Origin of the sequence: Streptomyces chromofuscus (assembly GCF_015160875.1) — a bacterium.
GTDB classification, from domain to species: Bacteria; Actinomycetota; Actinomycetes; order Streptomycetales; family Streptomycetaceae; genus Streptomyces; species Streptomyces chromofuscus.
Map to the genome: position 1 here is coordinate 1,991,963 of NZ_CP063374.1, position 22,478 is coordinate 2,014,440.

The window sequence follows — 22,478 nt, forward strand, 5'->3', positions numbered from 1 at the left end:
GGCGCCGCCGTCAGACGGTGACCGCGGTGACGCGCCGGTAGCTGCTGCCGTCGCGCTCCCGCACGAGCAGTCCGTTCTCCACGCAGTAGCGGCGCAGGGCGGAGGTGTCGTCGTGGACGGTGCGGAACGCCTCGTTGACCTCACGCTCGGTGTAGCTGCGGTCGGCGGCGAAGAGGGTCCGCGTGAGATGCTCCAGCAGTTCCCGGCGGACGACCGGACGGACCGGGATCGACGTCAGGCGCCCGTGGGCGAAGAACCCGGTCAGGCGCCGGGGCACACCGCTCGGCGCCGGCTCGGCGGGGCGTGCCTGGCGGAAGACCGCCGGATCGGCCCTCAGCGAGCCGTCGGCCAGGCGGGCCACGAGCCCCGCCGAGATCAGGCGCCCCAGGTGCTTGCGCGCGACGGGAGAGTCCTCCTCGCGGGGCGGCAGGTCCTGCAGCACGATCCGGGCGTAGAGCTTCAGCCGCTCCGGGTCGGCGAGCGCGGCGAGGAGCTGGTCCATCGTGTGTCCTTCCGGCGGGTGACGGGCCGGAGCAGTGTCACCCGCCGGAAGTGGGCCGCGCATCCGTTTTTGCGTCCGCGCGGCCGGCCTCACGGCTCAACGGCCGCGCAGCTCCCGGTACTTGGCGACCAGTGCCTGCGTGGACGCGTCCAGGCCGGGCACCTCGGCGCCCTCGGTCAGTGCGGGCTCGACGCGCTTGGCGAGGACCTTGCCGAGCTCGACGCCCCACTGGTCGAAGGAGTCGATGTTCCACACCGCGCCCTGCACGAACACCTTGTGCTCGTAGAGGGCGACCAGCTGGCCGAGCACGGACGGGGTCAGCTCGCGCGCGAGGATCGTGGTCGTCGGGTGGTTGCCCCTGAAGGTCTTGTGCGCGACCAGCTCCTCCGGCACGCCCTCCGCCCGCACCTCCTCGGGGGTCTTGCCGAAGGCCAGCGCCTGGGTCTGGGCGAAGAAGTTGGCCATCAGCAGGTCGTGCTGGGCCTTCAGTTCGTCGCCGAGCTCGGCGACCGGCTCGGCGAAGCCGATGAAGTCCGCCGGGATCAGCTTGGTGCCCTGGTGGATGAGCTGGTAGTAGGCGTGCTGCCCGTTGGTGCCGGGCGTGCCCCAGACGACCGGCCCGGTCTGCCACTGCACCTCGCGGCCGTCCCGGCCCACGTACTTGCCGTTGGACTCCATGTCGAGCTGCTGGAGGTACGCCGTGAACTTCGACAGGTAGTGCGAGTACGGCAGGACGGCGTGCGACTGGGCGTCGTGGAAGTTGCCGTACCAGATGCCGAGCAGGCCGAGCAGCAGCGGCACGTTGGACTCGGCGGGCGCGGTGCGGAAGTGCTCGTCGACGAGGTGGAAACCGTCGAGCATCTCCCGGAAGCGGTCCGGGCCGATGGCGATCATCAGCGACAGGCCGATCGCGGAGTCGTACGAGTAGCGGCCGCCGACCCAGTCCCAGAACTCGAACATGTTGGCCGTGTCGATGCCGAACTCGGCGACCTTCTCGGCGTTCGTCGACAGGGCGACGAAGTGCTTGGCGACGGCGGCCTCGTCGCCGAGGGAGGCCAGCAGCCACTGGCGCGCGGAGGTGGCGTTGGTGACCGTCTCGATGGTGGTGAAGGTCTTGGACGCGACGATGAACAGCGTCTCGGACGGGTCCAGGTCGCGGGTGGCCTCGTGCAGGTCGGCGCCGTCGACGTTGGAGACGAAGCGGACCGTCAGGTCGCGGTCGGTGAAGGCCCGCAGCACCTCGTAGGCCATCGCCGGGCCGAGGTCGGAGCCACCGATGCCGACGTTGACGACGTTGCGGATCCGCTTGCCGGTGTGCCCGGTCCACTCCCCCGACCTCACCCGCTCGGCGAAGCCGGCCATCTTGTCGAGCACGGCGTGCACGCCCGGCACGACGTTCTCGCCGTCGACCTCGATCACCGCGTCCCGGGGTGCGCGCAGCGCGGTGTGCAGCACGGCGCGGTTCTCGGTGGTGTTGATCTTCTCGCCGCGGAACATGGCGTCGCGCAGCCCGAAGACGTCGGTGGCGGCGGCCAGCTCGCGCAGCAGCCGCAGGGTCTCGTCGGTGACGAGGTGCTTGGAGTAGTCGACGAACAGGTCACCGACCTGGAGCGTGTAGCCGGAGCCGCGCCCGGGGTCCGCCGCGAACAGATCCCGCAGATGGGTGTCCGCGAACTCCTCACGGTGCTTGGCCAGAGCGGTCCACTCGGGTGTCTGATTCAGCCTGGTACGGCCGTCTGCGTTCATGGTCCCAACCTAGTTGATCAGGGGTGGACGTGCCCCGTCGTCGCGTCGTCGTGCCGTGCAACAACAGGTACGTTCACCTGGACCGCAGGTATCAGCGCCCTGAACGCCGAGCAGGTCCGGCCGGGCACCGCGAGGTACCCGGCCGGATGCAACTCCTAGATTTCGCCCCGCAGTTTGGCGAGCGCCTCGGCGAGGATCGCCTCGCCGTCCGCGTCGCTGCGGCGCTCCCGCACGTACGCCAGGTGCGTCTTGTAGGGCTCGGTGCGCGGGGGGTCCGGCGGGTTGTCCCGGTCCTGCCCGGCCGGAAAGCCGCACCGAGGGCAGTCCCAGGTGTCGGGGACCTGCGCGTCGCTGGCGAAGCTCGGCTGGGTCTCGTGCCCGTTGGAGCACCAGAAGGAGATGCGCAGACGCGGCGCGGACTCGCCGCGCTCGGCCTCGCCCATCGGCCCCGCCCCGACCCGACTTCCCCGGATCGCGTTGCCACTTGCCACGGTCGTAACTCCCTGCGTGATGGTGCCGCGAAGCGAGTCGGCGTTCCGCTTCGCTGCGAGCGCCTCAGTCTACGTAAGGCCCAACGCGCGTCCAGTGATTGGAGTTACAGCCCCCACACGTAGACGCAAGCCCCATGATAGGCCGCGCTCAGCTGCGCGTACCGAACATGGGGCGTTACGTGCGAAACGCGTGGGCAGCTCAGTTGTTGATCTTCATCAGGATGCCCAGCACGACAATGCACGCGAACCACAGCAGACCGACCACCACGGTGATCCGGTCCAGGTTGCGCTCGGCGACGGAGGAGCCGCCGACGGACGACTGCATGCCGCCACCGAACATGTCGGAGAGGCCGCCGCCCTTCCCCTTGTGCATCAGCACCAGCAGCATCAGCAGCAGGCTGAAGACGATCAGGGCGATCGAGAACCCCAAAACCACGGCTGGACCAACTTCCTCGGATACGGATGAACGACGGGGGCATAGCGCTACCGCTATGCCCCCGCAAGGGTACGACGGATCGCCGCTACCGCATACTCACCGGTCGACTCACTGATCGACTCGGTGATCGACTCACTGGTCGCGGAAGCGGACGATCTTGACGAACTCGTCCGCGTCCAGCGACGCCCCGCCGACCAGCGCGCCGTCGATGTCGGCCTGCGCCATGATCTCGGCGACGTTGCCGGCCTTCACGGAGCCGCCGTACTGGATGCGGACCTTGTCGGCCACGTCCTGGGAGTACAGCTCGGCGAGCTTGCCGCGGATGGCGGCGCAGACCTCCTGGGCGTCCTCCGCGCCGCAGACCTTGCCCGTGCCGATGGCCCACACGGGCTCGTAGGCGATCACGATCGTCTCGGCCTGCTCGGCCGGGACGCCCCGGAGCCCGCCCTCGACCTGGGCGAGGGTGTGGCCGACGTGGTTGCCCGCGTCGCGGACCTCCAGCTCCTCACCGACGCACAGGATCGGGGTCAGGTCGTGCTTGAAGGCGGCCTTGACCTTGGCGTTCACCTGCTCGTCGGTCTCGGCGTGGTACTGCCGGCGCTCGCTGTGGCCGATCGCCACGTAGGTGCACTTGAGCTTGGCCAGCATCGCGCCGGAGATCTCACCGGTGTACGCGCCGGAGTCGTGCGCCGAGAGGTCCTGGGCGCCGTACTTGATCTTCAGCTTGTCGCCGTCGACCAGGGTCTGCACGGAGCGCAGGTCGGTGAAGGGCGGCAGGACGGCGACCTCGACGGCCTCGTAGTCCTTGTCGGCCAGGGCGAAGGCAAGCTTCTGGACGTGGGCGATGGCCTCCAGGTGGTTGAGGTTCATCTTCCAGTTGCCCGCCATCAGCGGCGTGCGCGTGCTCAACGTCAGTCCTCCAGTGCGGCGAGGCCGGGGAGCGTCTTGCCCTCGAGGTATTCGAGGGAGGCGCCGCCACCGGTCGAGATGTGGCCGAATGCGTTCTCGTCGAAGCCCAGGGTGCGCACGGCGGCGGCGGAGTCTCCGCCGCCGACCACGGTGAAGCCCGGGGAGTCGACGAGGGCCTGGGCGACCGCCTTGGTGCCCTCGGCGTAGTCGGGGTGCTCGAAGACGCCCATGGGGCCGTTCCAGAAGACGGTGGCGGCGTCGGCGAGCTTCGAGGCGTACAGCTTGCGGGTCTCAGGACCGATGTCCAGGCCCTCCTGGTCGGCCGGGATGGCGTCCGCGGCGACGGTCGTGGGGTTGGCCGGGGCCTTGGTCTTCAGGTCCGGGAACTCGGTGGAGATGAGGACGTCCACCGGCAGCACCAGCTCGACGCCGTTCTTCTCGGCGCGCTCCATGTACTCCGTGACGGCCGGAATCTGGTCCTCCTGGAGCAGCGAGATGCCGACCTCGTAGCCCTTGGCCTTCAGGAAGGTGTACGCCATGCCGCCGCCGATCAGCAGACGGTCCGCCTTGGCGAGCAGCTGGTCGATCACGGCGAGCTTGTCGGAGACCTTGGCACCGCCGAGGGCGACGACGTAAGGCCGCTGCACGTCCTCGGTGAGCTTCCTCAGCACGCCCACCTCGGTGGCGATGAGGTGGCCGGCGTAGTGCGGCAGCCGGGCCGGGAGGTCGAAGACCGAGGCGTGCTTGCGGTGCACCGCGCCGAAGCCGTCACCGACGTAGACGTCGGCGAGGGCGGCGAGGGCGTCGGCGAAGGCGGCGCGCTCGGCGTCGTCCTTGCTGGTCTCACCGGCGTTGAAGCGCAGGTTCTCGATGACCGCGACCTGGCCGTCGGCGAGGCCGGCGACGGTGGCCTGCGCGGAGTCGCCGACCGTGTCGGTGGCGAACGCGACCTCGGCGCCGAGGAGTTCGCCGAGCCGCGCGGCGGCCGGGGCGAGCGAGAAGGCGGGGTCCGGGGCACCCTTGGGGCGGCCCAGGTGGGAGGCGACGACTACCCGGGCGCCCGCCTCGGCCAGCGCCCTGACGGTGGGCAGCACGGCGCGGATGCGGCCGTCGTCGGTGATGGTGGTGCCGTCCAGCGGCACGTTGAGGTCGGCGCGGACGAAGACCCGCTTGCCGGCCACGCCGTCCGTGAGAAGCTCGTCGATCGTCTTCATGAAGGGGCTCCTGGGAGGGGCTCTCGATACGAGAGGGCTGGTCGTTCTGTACGTGAGTCAGGGCTCGGGCGGCGCGGCGTGCGCTGCCCGAGCCCTGCCCTCACACCGAGGTGCCTGGGGAAGCTGCTCAGAGCTGGTTGCCGACGAAGACCGTGAGGTCGACGAGGCGGTTCGAGTAGCCCCACTCGTTGTCGTACCAGCCGAGAATCTTCACCGAGGTGCCCTCCTGAACCATGGTCAGGGAGGAGTCGAAGGTGCAGGACGACGGGTCGCTGACGATGTCGGAGGAGACGATCGGGTCCTCCGTGTAGGTCAGGTAACCCTGCAGCTCGCCCTCGGACGCCTTCTTGAACGCGGCGTTGACCTCGTCCTTGGTGACCTCGCGGGACAGCTCCACGACCAGGTCGGTGGCCGAGCCCGTCGGGACCGGGACGCGCATGGCGATGCCGTCCAGCTTGCCCTTCAGCTGCGGCAGGACCAGGGCGGTCGCCTTGGCGGCACCGGTGGTGGTGGGGATGATGTTCTCGGCGGCGGCACGGGCGCGGCGCAGGTCCTTGTGCGGGAAGTCCAGGATGCGCTGGTCGTTGGTGTACGCGTGGACCGTCGTCATCAGGCCCCTGACGATGCCGAAGTTCTCGTCGAGCACCTTCGCCATCGGCGCCACGCAGTTGGTGGTGCAGGAGGCGTTGGAGATGACGTGGTGGTTCGCCGGGTCGTACTGGTCATGGTTGACGCCCATCACGATGGTGACGTCCTCGTTCTTCGCCGGGGCGGAGATGATGACCTTCTTGGCGCCACCGGCGATGTGCTTCTCGGCGTCTTCCTTCTTGGTGAAGATGCCGGTCGACTCGATGACGATGTCGACGCCCAGCTCGCCCCACGGGATGTCGGCGGGGTTGCGCTCGGAGAGCACCTTGATGGTGTGGCCGCCGACGGTGATCGTGTCGGCGGTGTGCGTGACCTCCTGCTTGAGGCGGCCCAGGATGGTGTCGTACTTCAGCAGGTGAGCGGTGGTCGCGGTGTCACCCAGGTCGTTGACAGCCACGATCTCGATGTCTGCACCCTGCTCCAGCAGCGCGCGGAAGTAGTTACGACCGATGCGGCCAAAGCCGTTGATGCCTACGCGGATCGTCACGAACCGATCTCCTCGTTGGTACGCCGGCCGTTGATGCCGGCGAGCTGTATGGGATGTCCCCGACCGCCTACGACCCTACCTCCCCGAGGCCCCCGCGGTGACATCGAGATGCCTCATACACGGCAGTGCGGCCCGTACCCGCCGGTAGGGGTACGGACCGCACGGGCCGTACAAGCCGGTCGCTCGACCTGACTACGTCCGGTGGACGGCCGTTGACCTGGTCCTTCAGTCGTCGAGCGCGGTGAGCGCCGCGCCGATCAACTCCTTCCGGTCGGCCGCCGCGGTGACGTGTTCCAGACCGAATCCGAGCAGCACCGTGTCGTCCGTGGCGACCGCTCCGTAGGTCTTGAACAGCTCACCGGACAGACCCCAGTCCTTGACCACCGCCGGGCTGCCCGCGGGCGGCCCCGGGGTCGTCCAGGCGCCGAGCGAGGTCTCGAAGGTGTCGGTCGGGCCCGCCGTACCGCCGATGACGACGGTGGCGTTGTCGGCGAGGACGCCGTGGCCGCCGGAGCCGGGGTCGGTGATGTAGCTGAGCGAGACCTCGACCGTCTTCCCGGCGTACGCCGAGAGGTCGAACTCGACCTGCTGCCAGCCGTCGGAGGCACCGGTGAAGCTGTTCCAGGCGCCGCTGGTCCCGCTGGGCGTGCAGCCGCTGTCGCCGAGGGTCAGGTACCGCTTGAGCGCCGGGTGCGCCTGGATGAAGTAGCCCGCCTCGCACTCGGTGGGCACGGCGGTGCCGGTGGCGCCGCCCTTCTCCGGGAGCGTGGTCCAGTCGTCGGCGCCCGCCGTGTGCGCCTCCAGCACGGCGTGGTCGTAGCCCGTCTCGGTGTCCCACAGGATCCGGGTGCGCAGGGTCGGGGCGTCGGCCGCGCCGACCGAGGTGAGGTCGATGGTGCGGGTCAGCCGGTTCCAGGCGTAGTCGGAGTGGGTGACGGCGGCCATGGACGCGCCCTCGTACGGGCCGTACGGGTTGACGGTCCCCGGGTACTGGCCCGCGCCCGCGCTCTCGAACTGCGGGAACCTCTCCACGGGCAGGGTGTCGGAGGTGACGCCGAACGAACCGGCGGTGTTCAGCGGGTTGCCGGGCGCGTCGCCGAGCGGGGCCGTGGCGCCGGCCAGGGCCCCGGTGCCGGTGAAGCCGGTGACGCCCGGCAGGGACGTACGGGTGTGGGCGCCCAGGTAGTACTGGCTGAAGTCGTTCGACAGGGTGCCCCCGCCGAGGTCGACCGAGCCGCCGGCCGTCTCGCCCGCCTCGATCAGCTTGCCGCCCTCGTTGAGGTGGGCGCGCAGTTCCAGCTGGGTGGCGACACCCGGGCGGACGGCGCCGGTGTAGTGGACGACGGTGTCGAAGTGCTTCAGCACGCCGAGCGCGTGCGGCGCGCCCTGCGTGGCCACGTCCCAGACGAGAGCGCGCTCGCCGTTGGCCCTCAGCGCGTCGACGTAGGTCTGCGCGTGGGTCGCGGGTGCGCCCTCCTCGGCGACGACGAGCACGTCGGCGCGCGGCCGTTCGGCGACCGTGTAGGTGAAGTGCTCGCTCTCGGTGCGCTTCCCGGACCTGCTCTCGCCGGTGAACCAGACCTCGACCTCGTCCCCCGGGGCGCCGTCGGCGACCTTCGCCCGGTACTCGTCGAAGTGGAGGTTGTCCTCACCGCCGTACGTCTCGCCGCCCTGCCAGGGCCGCAGCCGCATGTCGTGGGTCCGGCCGCCGTTGACGCGGTACTTCAGCTCCTTGTCGCGCACGGACTTGCGGACGACGACGGAGACCTCCTGGTCGGCGCCGCGCGAGTACGACGTCGAGAACTGCTCCGGGGTGAAGTCGGGGGCGTCGACGCCGACCGACGACCTGGGCTGGTCGGGCCGGGCGGCGGACTCCGCGACGGACAGCGCGAACGGGATGTTCTTCACGAACTCCTGCTGGATCAGCTTCTCGTCGTCCGGGAAGGTGAAGATCGACTCGCAGTCGGCCGGGTTCCAGGCGTCGTTCGGGTCGACGTTCGAGGCGGACTGGCAGGTGGACATCTCCGGGGTGAACATCGCCGTGCCGTGGATGTTCGCCGCGTGGCCGTCCGCCTCGCCGTTCGTCGTGTAGAGCTCGGAGGACAGCTGCGGGTGGTAGCCGGGGATCGCGGAGTTCTCCGGCGTCCCGGCGAGGGACTCGTACAGGACGTCGTCCGGGGTCGGCGTGGCGACCTGCCAGCCGACGCCGTAGAGGAGCAGCTCGGCGGCGGAGTGGTAGTTGATGCCGTACTCGAAGCCGATCCGTCGTTCGAAGGCGTCCAGCGCCTTGGTCTCGGGCTCGGAGTTCGGACCGGCGCCGCGGTAGGTCTGGCTGGTGGGGTACGGGGAGGAACCCTCGTCGTCGTAGCCCCACTTGTAGGCGAAGTTGCGGTTGAGGTCGACGCCGTCGCCGATGGTGTGGGCGCCGTCGCCGTTGATGTCGCGCATGTTCTTGCGCCACTGGCGGTCGCCGTCGGGGTGGTGCGTCCAGTCGTAGCCGTCCGGGTTGGCCGACAGCACGAACCACAGCTCGGTGGTGTCGACGATCTTCTTGATGCGCTTGTCGGTGGCGTAGTTGTCCAGGTAGTGGTGCATCAGCCGCCGGGTCATCTCCGGGGTGATCCACTCGCGCGCGTGCTGGTTGGAGAGATAGAGGACGGAGGGCTTGGACCCGTCCTCGGTCTTCTTGGCGTTCTTGGTGAGCTTGAGGGCGAGGATGTCCTGGCCCTGGAGGGACTTGCCGATGGAGACGACCTTGGTCAGGGACGGGTGCTCCTGACCGGTCCTCAGGATCTCCTCCTTGAGGTTGCCCTCGCCGCTGTACGGCCGGAAGACGCCGTCGCCGGCGGCGGCCACGCGCGCGCGTGCCTTCGCCGAGAGCGTGTGCTCCTTGAGGTCGACGCCCTGCTTCTGGAGTTTCTCCGCCTGCTTGTCGGTGAGGTAGACCTCGACGGTGGCGGTGCCCTTGTCGGGGATCTGTTCACCGAGTTCGTGACTGTCCTGTCCGGTGGCGAGCAGCAGGGGAACCTGCTGCCGGGTGACGTCGGCGCGGAAGACCTTGACCTCTTCGGTGTCGGGGTCGGACGCCCTCTCGTCGGCCTGGGCCAAGGGTGCCAGGGTGAGGCCGCCCAGCAGGAGCGCGCCGGCGGCGAGGATCGATCTCGCTCTTCGTCTCATGAGCCCCCCTTGCGGTGGTTCGCCACAGTGGCGAATGGATGCCAGGCTCATGACAGATCATGGTCAAGTCAAGAGCGCGTCAGGTGAGTTGGGCGGGGCGGGGGTGATGCGGGGTTCGGTGTGTTGTGGGGCGCGGTGTGGGGTGCGGCGTCGTGTGGGGTGCGGCGGCGGCGTGTGGGGTGCGGCGTCGTGTGGGGTGCGGCGTCGTCGTGTGGGGGCCGGTTCACGGGGTGTGTCGCGCGGGGTGCCGGTTTACGGCGGTGTAGTAGCCGGCGGGGTGCCGGTGTCATGCGGAGTGGGTGTTACGGGATGCCGGTGTGAGGCCCGGGCGGCGTGGTGTTGGTGCCCGGTCTCCTCGGCGGGTGCTGGGCCGGCCGGCGGGCTGACGCCGGTGCTCCGTCTCCTCGGCGGGTGCCGGACCGGCCGGCGGGCTGACGCCGGTGCTCCGCCTCCTCGGCGGGTGTCGGACCGGCGTGGGCTGACGCCGGTGCCCGTCTCCTCGGCGGGTGCCGGACCGGCTGGCGGGCTGACGCCGGTGCCCGTCTCCTCGGCGGGTGCCGGACCGGCCGGCGGGCTGACGCCGGTGCTCCGCCTCCTCGGCGGGTGTCGGACCGGCCGGCGGGCTGACGCCGGTGCTCCGCCTCCTCGGCGGGTGTCGGCACCGGCTGTGTCCGACGGGGCGTCAGCCGGCGAGATTGTCCGCCAGTTCCTCGCTGAGGTTGGCTTCCGTGCTGGGGATCCCCAGGTCCGCCGCACGCTTGTCGGCCATCGCCAGCAGCCGGCGGATACGGCCCGCGACGGCGTCCTTGGTCAACGGCGGGTCGGCCAGCGCGCCCAGCTCCTCCAGCGAGGCCTGCTTGTGCTCCATGCGCAGGCGGCCGGCCGCGGCGAGGTGCTCGGGGACGTCGTCACCGAGGATCTCCAGCGCGCGGGCGACCCGGGCGCCGGCGGCGACCGCCGCACGCGCGGACCGGCGCAGGTTGGCGTCGTCGAAGTTGGCGAGCCGGTTGGCGGTGGCGCGCACCTCGCGGCGCATCCGCCGCTCCTCCCAGGCCAGCACCGACTCATGGGCGCCGAGACGGGTGAGCAGCGCGCCGATCGCGTCGCCGTCGCGGACGACGACCCGGTCCACGCCCCGCACCTCGCGGGCCTTGGCGGCGATCGACAGGCGGCGGGCGGCGCCGACCAGGGCGAGCGCGGCCTCGGGGCCCGGGCAGGTCACCTCGAGGGAGGAGCTGCGGCCGGGTTCGGTGAGCGAACCGTGCGCGAGGAAGGCCCCGCGCCAGGCCGCCTCGGCGTCACAGGTGGCCCCCGAGACCACCTGCGGGGGCAGCCCCCGGATCGGCCGGCCCCGGCCGTCGACCAGGCCGGTCTGGCGGGCCAACTGGTCGCCGCCGGCGACGACCCGGACGACGTAGCGCGAACCGCGCCGCAGTCCGCCCGGGGCCATCACGATCAGTTCCGAGCTGTGCCCGAAGATCTCCAGGATGTCCCGCTTGAGCCGCCGCGCCGCCATCGCGGTGTCCAGCTCCGCCTCGATCACGATGCGCCCGCTGACCAGGTGGAGGCCGCCGGCGAACCGCAGAATGGCGGAGACCTCCGCCTTCCTGCAGCAGGTCCGGGTGACGGGGAGCCGGGAGATCTCGTCCTTCACCGCTGCCGTCATCGCCATGGGCCGATCCTTCCATGCATCCGAAAAATACGGTCGTACGCGGCGGCCAGCAGCTCCGGGTCGTGCCGCGGAGTTCCGTCCCTCCGGGCCACCGGCGCCAGCTCGACCGCGGCCCCGAAACGCTTGGCGGCGTCGGTCAGTGAGTCGCGGTCGGGCACGGCGGCCTCGTCGGCCAGCACCACGTCCAGGGCGAGTTTAGGGGCGTGTCGTCCCAAAACCTCCAAATGACGCTGCGGGGAGAAGCCCTCGGTTTCTCCGGGCTGCGGCGCGAGGTTCAGCGAGAGTACCCGGCGCGCCTTCGTCTGCGTGAGGGCGTCCAGCAGCTGGGGCACCAGCAGGTGCGGGATGACCGAGGAGAACCAGGAGCCGGGGCCGAGGACCACCCAGTCCGCGTCCAGGACCGCCTCGACGGCCTCCGGCACGGCGGGCGGATCGCTCGGCACCAGCTGCACCGACTGCACCTCGCCGGGGGTGAGGGCGACGGTCGCCTGCCCGCGGACGGTGTCGATGTCGTCGGGCCGGTCCCGGTCGTGCCCCTTGACCAGTGCCTGGAGCTCCAGCGGCACGGCGGACATGGGCAGCACGCGCCCGTGCGCGCCGAGCAGCTTGCCGACCAGGTCGAGGGCGAGGACGTGGTCGCCGAGCTGCTCCCACAGGGCCACGATCAGCAGGTTGCCGACCGCGTGTCCGTGCATCTCGCCGCCGGACTGGAAGCGGTGCTGGATGACCCGGGCCCAGGTCTGGCCCCAGTCGTCGTCGCCGCACAGCGCGGCCAGCGCCTTGCGCAGGTCGCCGGGCGGCAGCACGCCCAGCTCGTCGCGGAGCCGGCCGCTGGAGCCGCCGTCGTCGGCCACGGTGACGACGGCGGTGAGGTCACCGGTGATCCGGCGCAGCGCGGCGAGCGATGCGGACAGTCCTCTGCCGCCGCCGAGGGCGACCACCTTGGGCTGGGTGCCCCGGCGGCGCGGCCGGCCGCCCCGGGACTCGGCGGGCCGGCCGCCACGCCCCTCGGGTGCGACTCTGCGCAGCCGGCTCAGCCGCAACGTACGTCCCGTCATTCGCGTCCCATGTCCCGGTGCACGACCACCGTCTCCACGCCCTCGGCCGCCAGCCGCGCGGCGAGCTTCTCCGACATCGCGACCGAGCGGTGCTTGCCGCCGGTGCAGCCGACCGCGATGGTCACGTACCGCTTGCCCTCACGCCGGTAGCCGGCCGCGATGAGCTGGAGCAGCTCGGCGTAGCGGTCGAGGAACTCCTTCGCGCCGGGCTGGTTGAAGACGTAACCCGACACCTCCTCGTTGAGGCCGGTGAACGGGCGCAGCTCCGGGACCCAGTGCGGGTTGGGCAGGAAGCGGCAGTCGACGACGAGGTCGGCGTCGACCGGCAGGCCGTACTTGTAGCCGAAGGACATGACGGTGGCCCGCAGCTCCGGTTCCTCCTCGCCCGCGAACTGGGCGTCCATCTTGGCGCGCAGCTCGTGCACGTTGAGGCTGGAGGTGTCGATCACCAGGTCGGCGTCGCCGCGCAGCTCGCGCAGCAGCTCACGCTCGGCGGCGATGCCGTCGACGATCCGGCCGTCGCCCTGGAGGGGGTGCGGGCGGCGCACCGACTCGAAGCGGCGCACCAGGGCCTCGTCGGAGGACTCCAGGAAGACGATCCGCCGGGTGACGCCCCGCGAGTCCAGGTCGGCGAGGGACTCGCGCAGGTTGTCGAAGAAACGGCGGCCGCGCACGTCGACGACGACCGCGATCCGCGCCACGTTGCCCTGCGAGCGGGCACCGAGCTCCACCATGGTGGGGATCAGCGCGGGCGGGAGGTTGTCGACCACGAACCAGCCGAGGTCCTCCAGACACTTCGCGGCCGTCGAGCGTCCGGCGCCGGACATGCCCGAGATGATCACCAGTTCGGGGATGGCCGCTTCGGGGACCCCGCCTGCTTCGATACCCGTACCCACCTGTGCTCCGTCGTCCTGAGGGGCGTCCTGCCGCGTCGGATCCTCGCCGGTCACCTTGTGAGTTTCCTGGGGTTGCTGATCTCGCTGCGCTGTGGACTGCTGCTCTTCGTGCTCGGTCATCTCTCCTGCCCCCGTCGCTCGTCCGGGGCGCCCGTGGTCACGGGCTCCCCTGGGGTACCCGCCGTCGTCCCGGGTTCCCCGTCCTCCACGTCTTCCATGATCTCTCCAGTCGCCGTGTTGACGGCGGGTGCGGCCGGGGCCGTCCGGGCGAGCGCCACGACGATCGTCTCGGCCGTCTTGCGACCTATGCCCGGGACCTCACAGATCTGGTCGATGGTCGCGGACCGCAGTCTCTTCACCGAACCGAAGTGCTTGATCAGCGCCTGCTTGCGCGTCTCGCCGAGCCCGGGGACGTCGTCCAGGGGGCTGGAGCGTATCCGCTTGGCGCGCTTGCTGCGCTGGTAGGTGATCGCGAACCGGTGCGCCTCGTCCCGGACGCGTTGCAGCAGGTAGAGGCCCTCGCTGGTGCGGGGCAGGACCACCGGGTCGTCCTCGCCGGGCAGCCAGACCTCCTCCAGGCGCTTGGCGAGGCCGCACACGGCGATGTCGTCGATGCCCAGCTCGTCCAGGGCCCGCTGGGCGGCGGCGACCTGCGGCTGACCGCCGTCGACGACGACCAGCTGCGGAGGGTAGGCGAAGCGCTTGGGGCGGCCGTCGTCCTCGGTGAGGCTGCTCGCCACGGGGGCGCCGACGAGGTCACCGATGCCGCCGGGGGCGAGGCCGCTCGGGCCGGCGTCGGCGGTCGTGCCGTTCGCGTGGCCGCTCGTGCGATCGGTGGTGCCGGTGACTGCCGTGGCGCCCTTCGCGTGACCGCCCGCGCGATCGGCGGCGGTCGCGCCGGCCGCGGAGGTGGCATGCGAGTCGTCGCTCGGGATGCCGGTGCCGGCGGTGGCGTCCGCGTCATCGCCCGGGCCGCCGACGCCGTCCGTGTGGCTGTTCGCCGCGCCGTTCGTGAGGCCCGGCTCGCCGTCGGCCCACTCCCCCGTCCGCTCCTTCTCGGCCAGGTAGCGCCTGAAGCGGCGGGTGATCACCTCGTGCATGGAGCGGACGTCGTCCTGTCCGGCAAAGCCCTTGATCTGGAACCGTCGGTACTCGCTCTTGCGCTGCAGCCCGTCCTCGAAGACGACCATGGACGCCACCACGTCGTCGCCCTGCAGATGCGAGATGTCGTAGCACTCGATCCGCAGCGGGGCGCTGTCCAGGTCCAGGGCCTCGGCGATCTCCTCCAGCGCGCGCGAGCGGGTGGTCAGGTCGGAGGCGCGCTTGGTCTTGTGCAGGGCGAGCGCCTGGAGCGCGTTGCGCTGCACCGTCTCCATCAGGGCCTTCTTGTCGCCGCGCTGGGGGATGCGCAGCGAGACGTTCGAGCCCCGGCGCACGGCCAGCCATTCCTGCACCGGCTCCACCGGCTCGGGCAACGCCGGGACGAGGACCTCCTTGGGCACCGCGTCGCCGGTCTCCTCCCCGTAGAGCTGCTGCAGGGCGTGCTCCACCAGGGCGCCGGTGGTGATCTCCTCCACCTTGTCGGTGACCCAGCCGCGCTGACCGCGCACGCGTCCGCCACGGACGTGGAAGATCTGCACGGCCGCTTCCAGCTCGTCCTCGGCGACGGCGATCAGGTCGGCGTCGGTCGCGTCCGCCAGCACGACCGCGTTCTTCTCCATGGCCTTCTTCAGGGCCCCGATGTCGTCGCGCAGCCGGGCCGCCCGCTCGTACTCCAGCTCTTCGGCCGCCTCCGCCATCTGCTGCTCCAGCCGGCGCAGGTACGTCCCCGTGCGGCCCGTCATGAAGTCGCAGAACTCCTCCGCCAGCTCCTTGTGGTCCTCGTCGGAGATACGGCCGACGCAGGGGGCGGAGCACTTGCCGATGTAGCCGAGCAGACAGGGGCGGCCGGTGCGGGCGGCGTTCTTGAAGACACCGGCCGAGCAGGTGCGCACGGGGAAGACGCGCAGCAGCAGGTCGACCGTGTCCCGAATCGCCCACGCGTGCGCGTACGGCCCGAAGTAGCGCACGCCCTTCTTCTTGTGGCCGCGCATCACCTGCACGCGCGGGTACTGCTCGTTCATCGTCACCGCGAGGTACGGGTAGCTCTTGTCGTCGCGGTACTTGACGTTGAACCGGGGGTCGTACTCCTTGATCCAGGAGTACTCCAGCTGGAGGGCCTCGACCTCCGTGGACACCACCGTCCACTCCACGGACGCGGCCGTGGTGACCATGCTCCGCGTGCGCGGGTGCAGGCCGGCCAGGTCCTGGAAGTAGTTGGCCAGGCGCTGGCGCAGGCTCTTCGCCTTTCCGACGTAGATCACCCGGCGGTGCTCGTCGCGGAACCGGTACACCCCGGGGGAGTCCGGGATGTCTCCCGGCCTGGGGCGGTAGCTGGAGGGATCGGCCATGTCTCACACCCTACTGGCGAGCGGTGACACTCCGGCGGGCCTGTGGACAACGCCCGCCGCGGTGCCGGGCGCCCCGGTGCGCGAACGCCCCGGGGCCACCGGTCGATCCTCGGCCACGAGCGCACCACGGTTGGGCGCCAGGTGTTGTCGCGGCATGGTCAACACGCTTCAATGCGGAGGAACTCGGGACCGTGCACGGCGGCGCACGGAGGGGAAGACGGCCCGACGCCGCCCGGGTGACCCGGACCACCCGCGTCAACGGACTGACCAGCCGTTGTGATCCAGCACAGAAAGGCCCCTGCATGCCGCACGCCACACCGCACGCGGACGTCGTCCCCGCGGAACTGGACACGGATCCGGACACCGTGCTGGACACGGCCCTGCGCGGCGGTCCCTTCCACGTCGCGCTGCGCGCCGCGATAGCCGCCCGCGGACTGCCGCTGCAGCGGGTCCAGCACCATCTGACGCGGCACGGCGTGAAAGTAGGCGTCACCAGCCTGAGTTACTGGCAGCAGGGCGCCCGCCGCCCTCAGCGCCCCGAGTCGCTGCGGGCCGTACGCGCCCTGGAGGAGATTCTGCGGCTCCCGGAGGAGTCGCTGATCCGGCTGCTCGCCGAGACGGCCGACGAGCGCGCGGCCGCGCGCCGCCCCGAAGGCCGCTCCTACCGGTCCCTCATCGAGGCCTCGGGGGTCCTGGAACGGCTGCTCGCCGAGCTGGACGCCCCGCTCGACGGAGGTCTGCACATGCTCGGGCACCACGAACGGGTAAGGATCGGGGCGCGCCGCGAGCTGCTGGGGCGCGAGTCGCACCACATCGTGCGCGCGGACCGGGACGGCGTCGACCGCTTCGTGGCCGTCCACCACGGCGACCCCGGGTGCGTCCCGGACCGCATGAGCGTGCACGCCCTGGACAACTGCCGCACCGGGCGCGTCCGCCGCCACCACGAGTCCGGTGTCCTGGTCGCCGAGCTGCTGTTCGACACCCGACTGCGGGCCGGCGACTCCTTCCTCTTCCGCTACGGCGTCGAGGACGGCACGGCGGGGGTGTCGCGTGAGTACGTCCGCGGCTTGGGGCCGGCCGGCGGCCAGTACGCCCTTCAGGTGCGGTTCGACGAGAACGCCCTGCCGGTGCGCTGCCACCGGTTCACCCAGCAGTCGGCGGCTGCCCCGCGCAGCGGTCACCAGGAGCTGCCGCTGACCGGCCGCCACCACTCGGTGCACCTCGTGGAACCGCGGGTGCGAGCGGGGATCGTGGGGGTCGGGTGGGAGTGGGACGCGGGGTGAGGTGGGTGGGGTGGCGGTGAGGAGCGCCTAGGCGGTGAGATGCGCCCAGGTGGCTTGGGTGGCCCCGGTGGCTTGGTGTCTCCAGTGGCGTGAGTGGCCCCGGTGGCTTGGTGGCTCAGTGGCGTGAGTGGCTGAGGTGGCTTGAGTGGCGAGTGCGGGACGTAAACGTTTGCGCAAGCGTTTACGTGCGGGCCTTGATGGGATACGGTCCCCGCCACGGAGGCCGCGGCCCGGCTCGGGCGCTGCCCGGGAACGGCGCCTCCGGGAAGGGGACCGCATGGCGACGATGGTGGACGTGGCGCGGAGCGCCGGGGTCTCCGTGGCGACCGTCTCCCACGTGCTGAACGGCACCCGCCCGGTGCGCCCGCAGACCCGCCAGGCCGTCCTGGACGCCATCGACCAGCTCGGCTACACCCCGAACACCCTTGCCCGTTCCCTGGTGACCTCCCGCACCCGTTCGATCGGCCTGGCCGTGTCGGCCATCAGCAATCCCTACTTCACCGAGATCCTCCAGGGCGTCGAGGCGACCGCCCTTGAAGAGGGTTACAGCCTGCTCATCGCCGACCCGCACGAGGACCCGCAGCACGAGCGCACGGTCGTCCAGTTGCTGCACGAGCGACGCGTGGACGGCCTGATCGTCGCGCCGTCGCCGCATCCCCGCGAACTGCTCTCCTACCTGCACCGCCACGAGGTGCCGACCGTGCTCCTGGACCGCGTGGCCGATGCTCCGGCGAGCGGCGTCCCGCGGTTCGACCAGGTCTGCGCGGAGAGCACGGAACCGGTGGCGAGCCTGGTCACCCACCTCGCCGAGCGCGGCCACCGCCGTATCGCGCTGGTCGCCGGCCGCTGCGGGCTGAGCACGACCGCCGAGCGGATCACCGGCTACCGGCGCGGTCTGGCCGCCGCCGGGCTCACCCACGACGAGCGGCTCGTCGTGCACGGCGACTCCGAGTCGGCCGGCGGCGAGCAGGCGACCGCCGCGCTGCTCTCCCTCGCCACGCCGCCCACGGCTCTCGTCACCGCGAACAACGCCATGACCATCGGCGCCCTGCGCGCCCTGCGCGAGCGCGGCCTGTCCGTGCCCGGTGACATCGCGCTGTGCTGCTTCGACGACTTCGCCTGGGCGGACCTGTTCTCCCCCCGGCTCACCGCGATCGCCCAGCCCAGCAAGGACCTCGGCGCGCGGGCCGTGCGGATCCTCCTGGAGCGTCTCGCCGCTCCGGACCGGCCCGCCCGGACCGTGCGGCTCCCCTGCACCTTCGTCCACCGCAGCTCCTGCGGCTGCCCCGAGAAAGGACCCGACTCGTGATCGTCGTCGCCGGTGAGGCCTTGATCGACCTGGTACCGCAGGGCACGGGCGCCCTCGCCGGACTCCGGCCGGCCCTCGGCGGCGGCCCGTACAACACCGCCGTGGCCCTCGGCCGGCTCGGCTCGCCGACGGCCTTCTGCTCGCGCACCTCGCGCGACGCTTTCGGCGAGGCCCTGCTCGACGGGTTGCGCAAGGCGGGCGTGGACGTCTCGGCCGTGCAGCGCGGCCCCGAGCCCACCACGCTGGCGGTCGCGACGCTCGACGGGAACGGCTCGGCCGCCTACTCCTTCTACGTCGAGGGCACCGCCGACCGGCTGTTCACGGCCCCCGACCGCTTTCCGGCCGCCGCACGCGCGGTGTCCTTCGGCACCTGTTCGCTGGTCCTGGAGCCGGGGGCGAGCGCCTACGAGCGCCTGATGCGCGGCGTGGCGGCGCAGGGCGTGTTCACCGCGCTCGACCCCAACATCAGGGCCGGACTGATCCCGGACGCGGACGCCTACCGGGCGCGGTTCCTCGGCTGGCTGCCCTCGGTGACGCTGCTGAAGCTGTCCGAGGAGGACGCGCGGTGGCTGGGCGGCACGCCACGCGAGTGGCTGGCCGAGGGGCCCTCGGCGGTGGTGATCACGCGGGGCGGCGAGGGGCTGACGGTGTTCACCCGGGACGGCGGGGAACATTCCGTACCGGGTGAGCGGGTCGCCGTCGTGGACACGATCGGCGCCGGCGACACGGTCAACGCGGCCCTGCTGCACGGCCTGTCCAGTTGGGACGCCCTGTCCCCCGAGGCACTCGCCGGCCTTGACGGCGACGCCTGGACGCGTCTGCTGCGGTTCGCGGCGCGTGCCGCGGCGATCACCTGCTCACGGGCGGGCGCGGAGCCGCCGTACGCGTCGGAGCTGGGTGAGCTGTAGAGGGCCGGAGAGGACGAAGGGGCGGTGCCCCGCGGGAACGCCCGCGGGGCACCGCCCCTTCGTGTGCGGTCCTCAGGTCTTCTGGGCCCGCGTCGTCTTCTTCGCGGTCGTGGCCTTCTTGGTCGCTCCCGCCGCCTTCTTCGCCGACGTGTTGTTGACCGCCTTCGCCGTCGCCGTCCTCCTCGCCGGTGCGCCGGCCGCCACCGTCTTCTTCGCGGCGGCCTTGCGCGGGGCCTTCACCGCGGCGGCGTCGCTGATCCGGTCGGCGCCGAGGACGTCCCGCAGGAACTTGCCGGTGTGGCTCGTCGACACCGCGGCGACCTCCTCGGGCGTGCCCTCGGCGACGACGAGGCCGCCTCCGGCGCCTCCCTCGGGGCCCATGTCGACGATCCAGTCGGCGGTCTTGATCACGTCGAGGTTGTGTTCGATGACGATGACCGTGTTGCCCTTGTCGACCAGGCCGGACAGGACCTTCAGCAGCTTGCTGATGTCCTCGAAGTGCAGACCGGTGGTCGGCTCGTCGAGGACGTAGACCGTACGTCCGGTGGACCGCTTCTGGAGTTCGCTGGCGAGCTTCACGCGCTGGGCCTCGCCGCCGGAGAGGGTGGTCGCCGACTGGCCGAGGCGGACGTAGCCGAGACCCACGTCGTGCAGCGTCCTCAGGTGCCGGGCGATCGAGGGGACGGCCTCGAAGAAGTCGAGGGCCTCCTCGATCGGCATGTTCAGGACCTCGGCGATGGACTTGCCCTTGTAGTGGACCTCCAGGGTCTCCCGGTTGTACCGGGCGCCGTGGCAGACCTCGCACGGGACGTACACGTCCGGGAGGAAGTTCATCTCGATCTTGATCGTGCCGTCGCCCGCGCAGTTCTCGCAGCGGCCGCCCTTGACGTTGAAGGAGAAGCGGCCGGGCAGGTAGCCGCGGACCTTCGCCTCGGTGGTCTCGGCGAACAGCTTGCGGATGTGGTCGAAGACACCGGTGTACGTCGCCGGGTTGGACCGCGGGGTGCGGCCGATGGGCGACTGGTCGACGTGGACCACCTTGTCGACGAGGTCGTCGCCGTCCACGCGCGTGTGCCGTCCGGGCACGTTCCGGGCGCCGTTCAGCTCGCGTGCCAGGTGCGTGTACAGGATGTCGTTGACCAGCGTCGACTTGCCGGAGCCGGACACGCCCGTGACGGCGGTGAACACGCCCAGCGGGAAGGACACGTCGATGTCCTGGAGGTTGTTCTCCCGGGCGCCGTGCACGGTGAGCTGCCGGGAGGGGTCGTGGGGCCGCCGGATGTCCGGCACCGGGATGGCCTTCTTCCCGGCGAGGTACTGGCCGGTCTGCGACTCCTCGTTGGCGAGCAGGTCCTTCAGGGAGCCGCTGTGCACGACCTTGCCGCCGTGCTCGCCCGCGCCGGGGCCGATGTCCACGACCCAGTCGGCGACCTTGATGGTGTCCTCGTCGTGCTCGACGACGATGAGCGTGTTGCCCATGTCGCGCAGCCGGACCAGGGTTTCGATCAGCCGGTGGTTGTCCCGCTGGTGCAGGCCGATGGACGGCTCGTCGAGGACGTACAGGACGCCGACGAGGCCGGAGCCGATCTGCGTGGCCAGGCGGATGCGCTGGGCCTCGCCGCCGGACAGGGTGCCGGCCGCGCGGTTCAGCGAGAGGTAGTCCAGGCCCACGTCGACCAGGAACCGCAGGCGCTCGTTGACCTCCTTCAGCACGCGCTCGGCGATCTTCTTGTCCCGCGCGCTGAGCTTCAGTTCGCCCAGGAAGTCCGCGCAGTCGCTGATCGACATGGCCGAGACCTCGGCGATCGACTTCTCCATGATCGTGACCGCGAGGACGATCGGCTTCAGGCGCGTGCCCTCACAGGTGGGGCAGGGCACCTCGCGCATGTAGCCCTCGAAGCGCTCGCGGCTGGCGTCGCTCTCGGCCTCGCTGTGCCGGCGCTTGACGAAGGGGACGGCGCCCTCGAACGGCGTGGTGTACACCCGCTCGCGCCCGTACCGGTTGCGGTAGCGGACCTCGATCTGGGTCTTGTGCCCGTACAGCAGGGCCTTCTTCGCCCGCTGCGGCAGACCCGCGAAGGGGATGTCGGTGCGGAAGCCCAGGGCGTCCGCGAGGGCGCCGATCAGACGGCCGAAGTAGTCCTTGGTGTGCCCGTGCGACCAGGGGTGGATCGCGCCCTCGTCGAGCGTCTTGTCCTCGTCCGGGACGATCAGCTCGGGGTCGACCTCCATGCGCGTACCGATGCCGGTGCACTCGGGGCAGGCGCCGAAGGGCGAGTTGAAGGAGAAGGAGCGCGGCTCCAGCTCCTCGAAGGAGAGGTCGTCGTAAGCGCAGTACAGGTGCTCCGAGTACATGCGCTCGCGCTCGGGGTCGTCCGCGGGGAGGTCGACGAAGTCGAGCACCACCATGCCGCCCGAGAGGCCGAGGGCGGTCTCCACGGAGTCGGTGAGCCGGCGCTTGGCGGACTCCTTGACCGTGAGGCGGTCGATGACCACCTCGATGGTGTGCTTCTCCTGCTTCTTCAGGGTGGGCGGGTTGGAGAGCTGGATGGTCTCGCCGTCCACCCGCGCGCGGCTGTAACCCTTGGTCTGCAGATCGGCGAAGAGGTCGACGAACTCGCCCTTGCGCTCGCGCACCAGCGGGGACAGCACCTGGAAGCGGCTCCCCTCCGGCAGCTCCAGGACCTTGTCGACGATGGCCTGCGGCGACTGGCGCGAGATCGGGCGCCCGCATGCGGGACAGTGCGGCTTGCCGATGCGCGCGAAGAGCAGACGCAGGTAGTCGTAGACCTCGGTGATGGTGCCGACCGTCGAGCGCGGGTTGCGCGAGGTCGACTTCTGGTCGATGGAGACCGCAGGGGACAGGCCCTCGATGAAGTCGACGTCCGGCTTGTCCATCTGGCCCAGGAACTGGCGGGCGTACGAGGAGAGCGACTCCACGTAGCGCCGCTGGCCCTCGGCGAAGATGGTGTCGAAGGCCAGGGAGGACTTGCCCGACCCCGACAGGCCCGTGAAGACGATGAGCGAGTCCCGAGGCAGGTCGAGCGAGACGTTCTTCAGGTTGTGCTCGCGCGCGCCACGGACGATGAGACGGTCGGCCACGCCGGTCCGCACCTTTCTTGAGAGAAGTGACAGGGGCGGGGCCCCCGTGCTTTCTCAGACTAGGGGGAGCCACTGACAACGCCGGTCGGATTCCCGAGTTGCATAACAATCCCCGGCCCTCCAGCATGCCCGACGCGTACGATGACCATATAGCACGCGCATTCGATTAACGGTCGGGGTTCACCGCCTT

Annotated in this window: 16 protein-coding genes; 3 read left to right on the forward strand and 13 right to left on the reverse strand. The window is 70.9% G+C overall.

The window, feature by feature from the left end; all coding sequences use genetic code 11:
- Positions 1-10: 10 nt before the first annotated feature.
- The 12 genes from IPT68_RS34955 to uvrC form a co-directional block, all read right to left on the reverse strand.
- Positions 11-502, reverse strand: a complete 492-nt coding sequence (locus IPT68_RS34955; protein WP_189698848.1) for a DUF2087 domain-containing protein — start codon at positions 500-502, stop codon at positions 11-13.
- 96 nt (positions 503-598) lie between these two features.
- On the reverse strand, positions 599-2,248 hold the full coding sequence (gene pgi / locus IPT68_RS08985) for a glucose-6-phosphate isomerase (protein WP_189698849.1): 1,650 nt from the start codon (positions 2,246-2,248) through the stop codon (positions 599-601).
- A gap of 155 nt (positions 2,249-2,403) precedes the next feature.
- Positions 2,404-2,691, reverse strand: coding sequence for an RNA polymerase-binding protein RbpA (locus tag IPT68_RS08990; protein WP_004002138.1), 288 nt, complete (start codon positions 2,689-2,691; stop codon positions 2,404-2,406).
- Between the two features lie 247 nt (positions 2,692-2,938).
- Positions 2,939-3,169: a preprotein translocase subunit SecG gene (secG, locus tag IPT68_RS08995; protein WP_189698983.1), complete on the reverse strand. Its 231-nt coding sequence runs from the start codon at positions 3,167-3,169 to the stop codon at positions 2,939-2,941.
- A 138-nt stretch (positions 3,170-3,307) separates the two neighbouring features.
- Positions 3,308-4,084: a triose-phosphate isomerase gene (gene tpiA / locus IPT68_RS09000; RefSeq protein ID WP_189698850.1), complete on the reverse strand. Its 777-nt coding sequence runs from the start codon at positions 4,082-4,084 to the stop codon at positions 3,308-3,310.
- A 2-nt stretch (positions 4,085-4,086) separates the two neighbouring features.
- Positions 4,087-5,298, reverse strand: coding sequence for a phosphoglycerate kinase (locus tag IPT68_RS09005; protein ID WP_189698851.1), 1,212 nt, complete (start codon positions 5,296-5,298; stop codon positions 4,087-4,089).
- A 127-nt stretch (positions 5,299-5,425) separates the two neighbouring features.
- Positions 5,426-6,433 carry a type I glyceraldehyde-3-phosphate dehydrogenase gene (gene gap, locus IPT68_RS09010; RefSeq protein WP_189698852.1) on the reverse strand — a complete coding sequence of 336 codons (1,008 nt, stop codon included), beginning with the start codon at positions 6,431-6,433 and terminating at the stop codon, positions 5,426-5,428.
- Between the two features lie 225 nt (positions 6,434-6,658).
- Entirely contained in the window at positions 6,659-9,610 is a 2,952-nt protein-coding gene (locus tag IPT68_RS09015; RefSeq protein ID WP_189698853.1) for a M14 family metallopeptidase, read from the reverse strand.
- A gap of 682 nt (positions 9,611-10,292) precedes the next feature.
- A complete protein-coding gene (gene whiA, locus IPT68_RS09020) occupies positions 10,293-11,282 on the reverse strand; it encodes a DNA-binding protein WhiA (protein WP_189698854.1) in 990 nt (329 codons plus the stop codon).
- Positions 11,273-12,340: a gluconeogenesis factor YvcK family protein gene (locus IPT68_RS09025; RefSeq protein ID WP_194074064.1), complete on the reverse strand. Its 1,068-nt coding sequence runs from the start codon at positions 12,338-12,340 to the stop codon at positions 11,273-11,275. Before IPT68_RS09025 ends, whiA begins: the two co-directional genes overlap by 10 nt.
- Positions 12,337-13,356 (reverse strand): RNase adapter RapZ, encoded by a 1,020-nt coding sequence (rapZ, locus tag IPT68_RS09030; RefSeq protein WP_194074065.1) that lies wholly within the window; start codon positions 13,354-13,356, stop codon positions 12,337-12,339. Before rapZ ends, IPT68_RS09025 begins: the two co-directional genes overlap by 4 nt.
- Positions 13,353-15,686 carry an excinuclease ABC subunit UvrC gene (uvrC, locus tag IPT68_RS09035; protein ID WP_189698857.1) on the reverse strand — a complete coding sequence of 778 codons (2,334 nt, stop codon included), beginning with the start codon at positions 15,684-15,686 and terminating at the stop codon, positions 13,353-13,355. Before uvrC ends, rapZ begins: the two co-directional genes overlap by 4 nt.
- Positions 15,687-15,988: 302 nt before the next feature.
- Between uvrC and IPT68_RS09040 the strand changes: the two genes are divergently transcribed.
- From IPT68_RS09040 to IPT68_RS09050, 3 genes are all read left to right on the forward strand, one after another.
- On the forward strand, positions 15,989-16,969 hold the full coding sequence (locus IPT68_RS09040; RefSeq protein ID WP_189698858.1) for a hypothetical protein: 981 nt from the start codon (positions 15,989-15,991) through the stop codon (positions 16,967-16,969).
- Positions 16,970-17,246: 277 nt separating this feature from the next.
- Positions 17,247-18,278, forward strand: coding sequence for a LacI family DNA-binding transcriptional regulator (locus IPT68_RS09045; protein ID WP_189698859.1), 1,032 nt, complete (start codon positions 17,247-17,249; stop codon positions 18,276-18,278).
- Complete coding sequence (locus IPT68_RS09050) at positions 18,275-19,186, forward strand: carbohydrate kinase family protein (protein WP_189698860.1); 912 nt, start codon at positions 18,275-18,277, stop codon at positions 19,184-19,186. Before IPT68_RS09045 ends, IPT68_RS09050 begins: the two co-directional genes overlap by 4 nt.
- 72 nt (positions 19,187-19,258) lie before the next feature.
- On the opposite strand, the gene uvrA is transcribed toward IPT68_RS09050, so the two are convergent.
- Positions 19,259-22,288 (reverse strand): excinuclease ABC subunit UvrA, encoded by a 3,030-nt coding sequence (gene uvrA, locus IPT68_RS09055; RefSeq protein ID WP_189698861.1) that lies wholly within the window; start codon positions 22,286-22,288, stop codon positions 19,259-19,261.
- Positions 22,289-22,478: the final 190 nt, after the last annotated feature.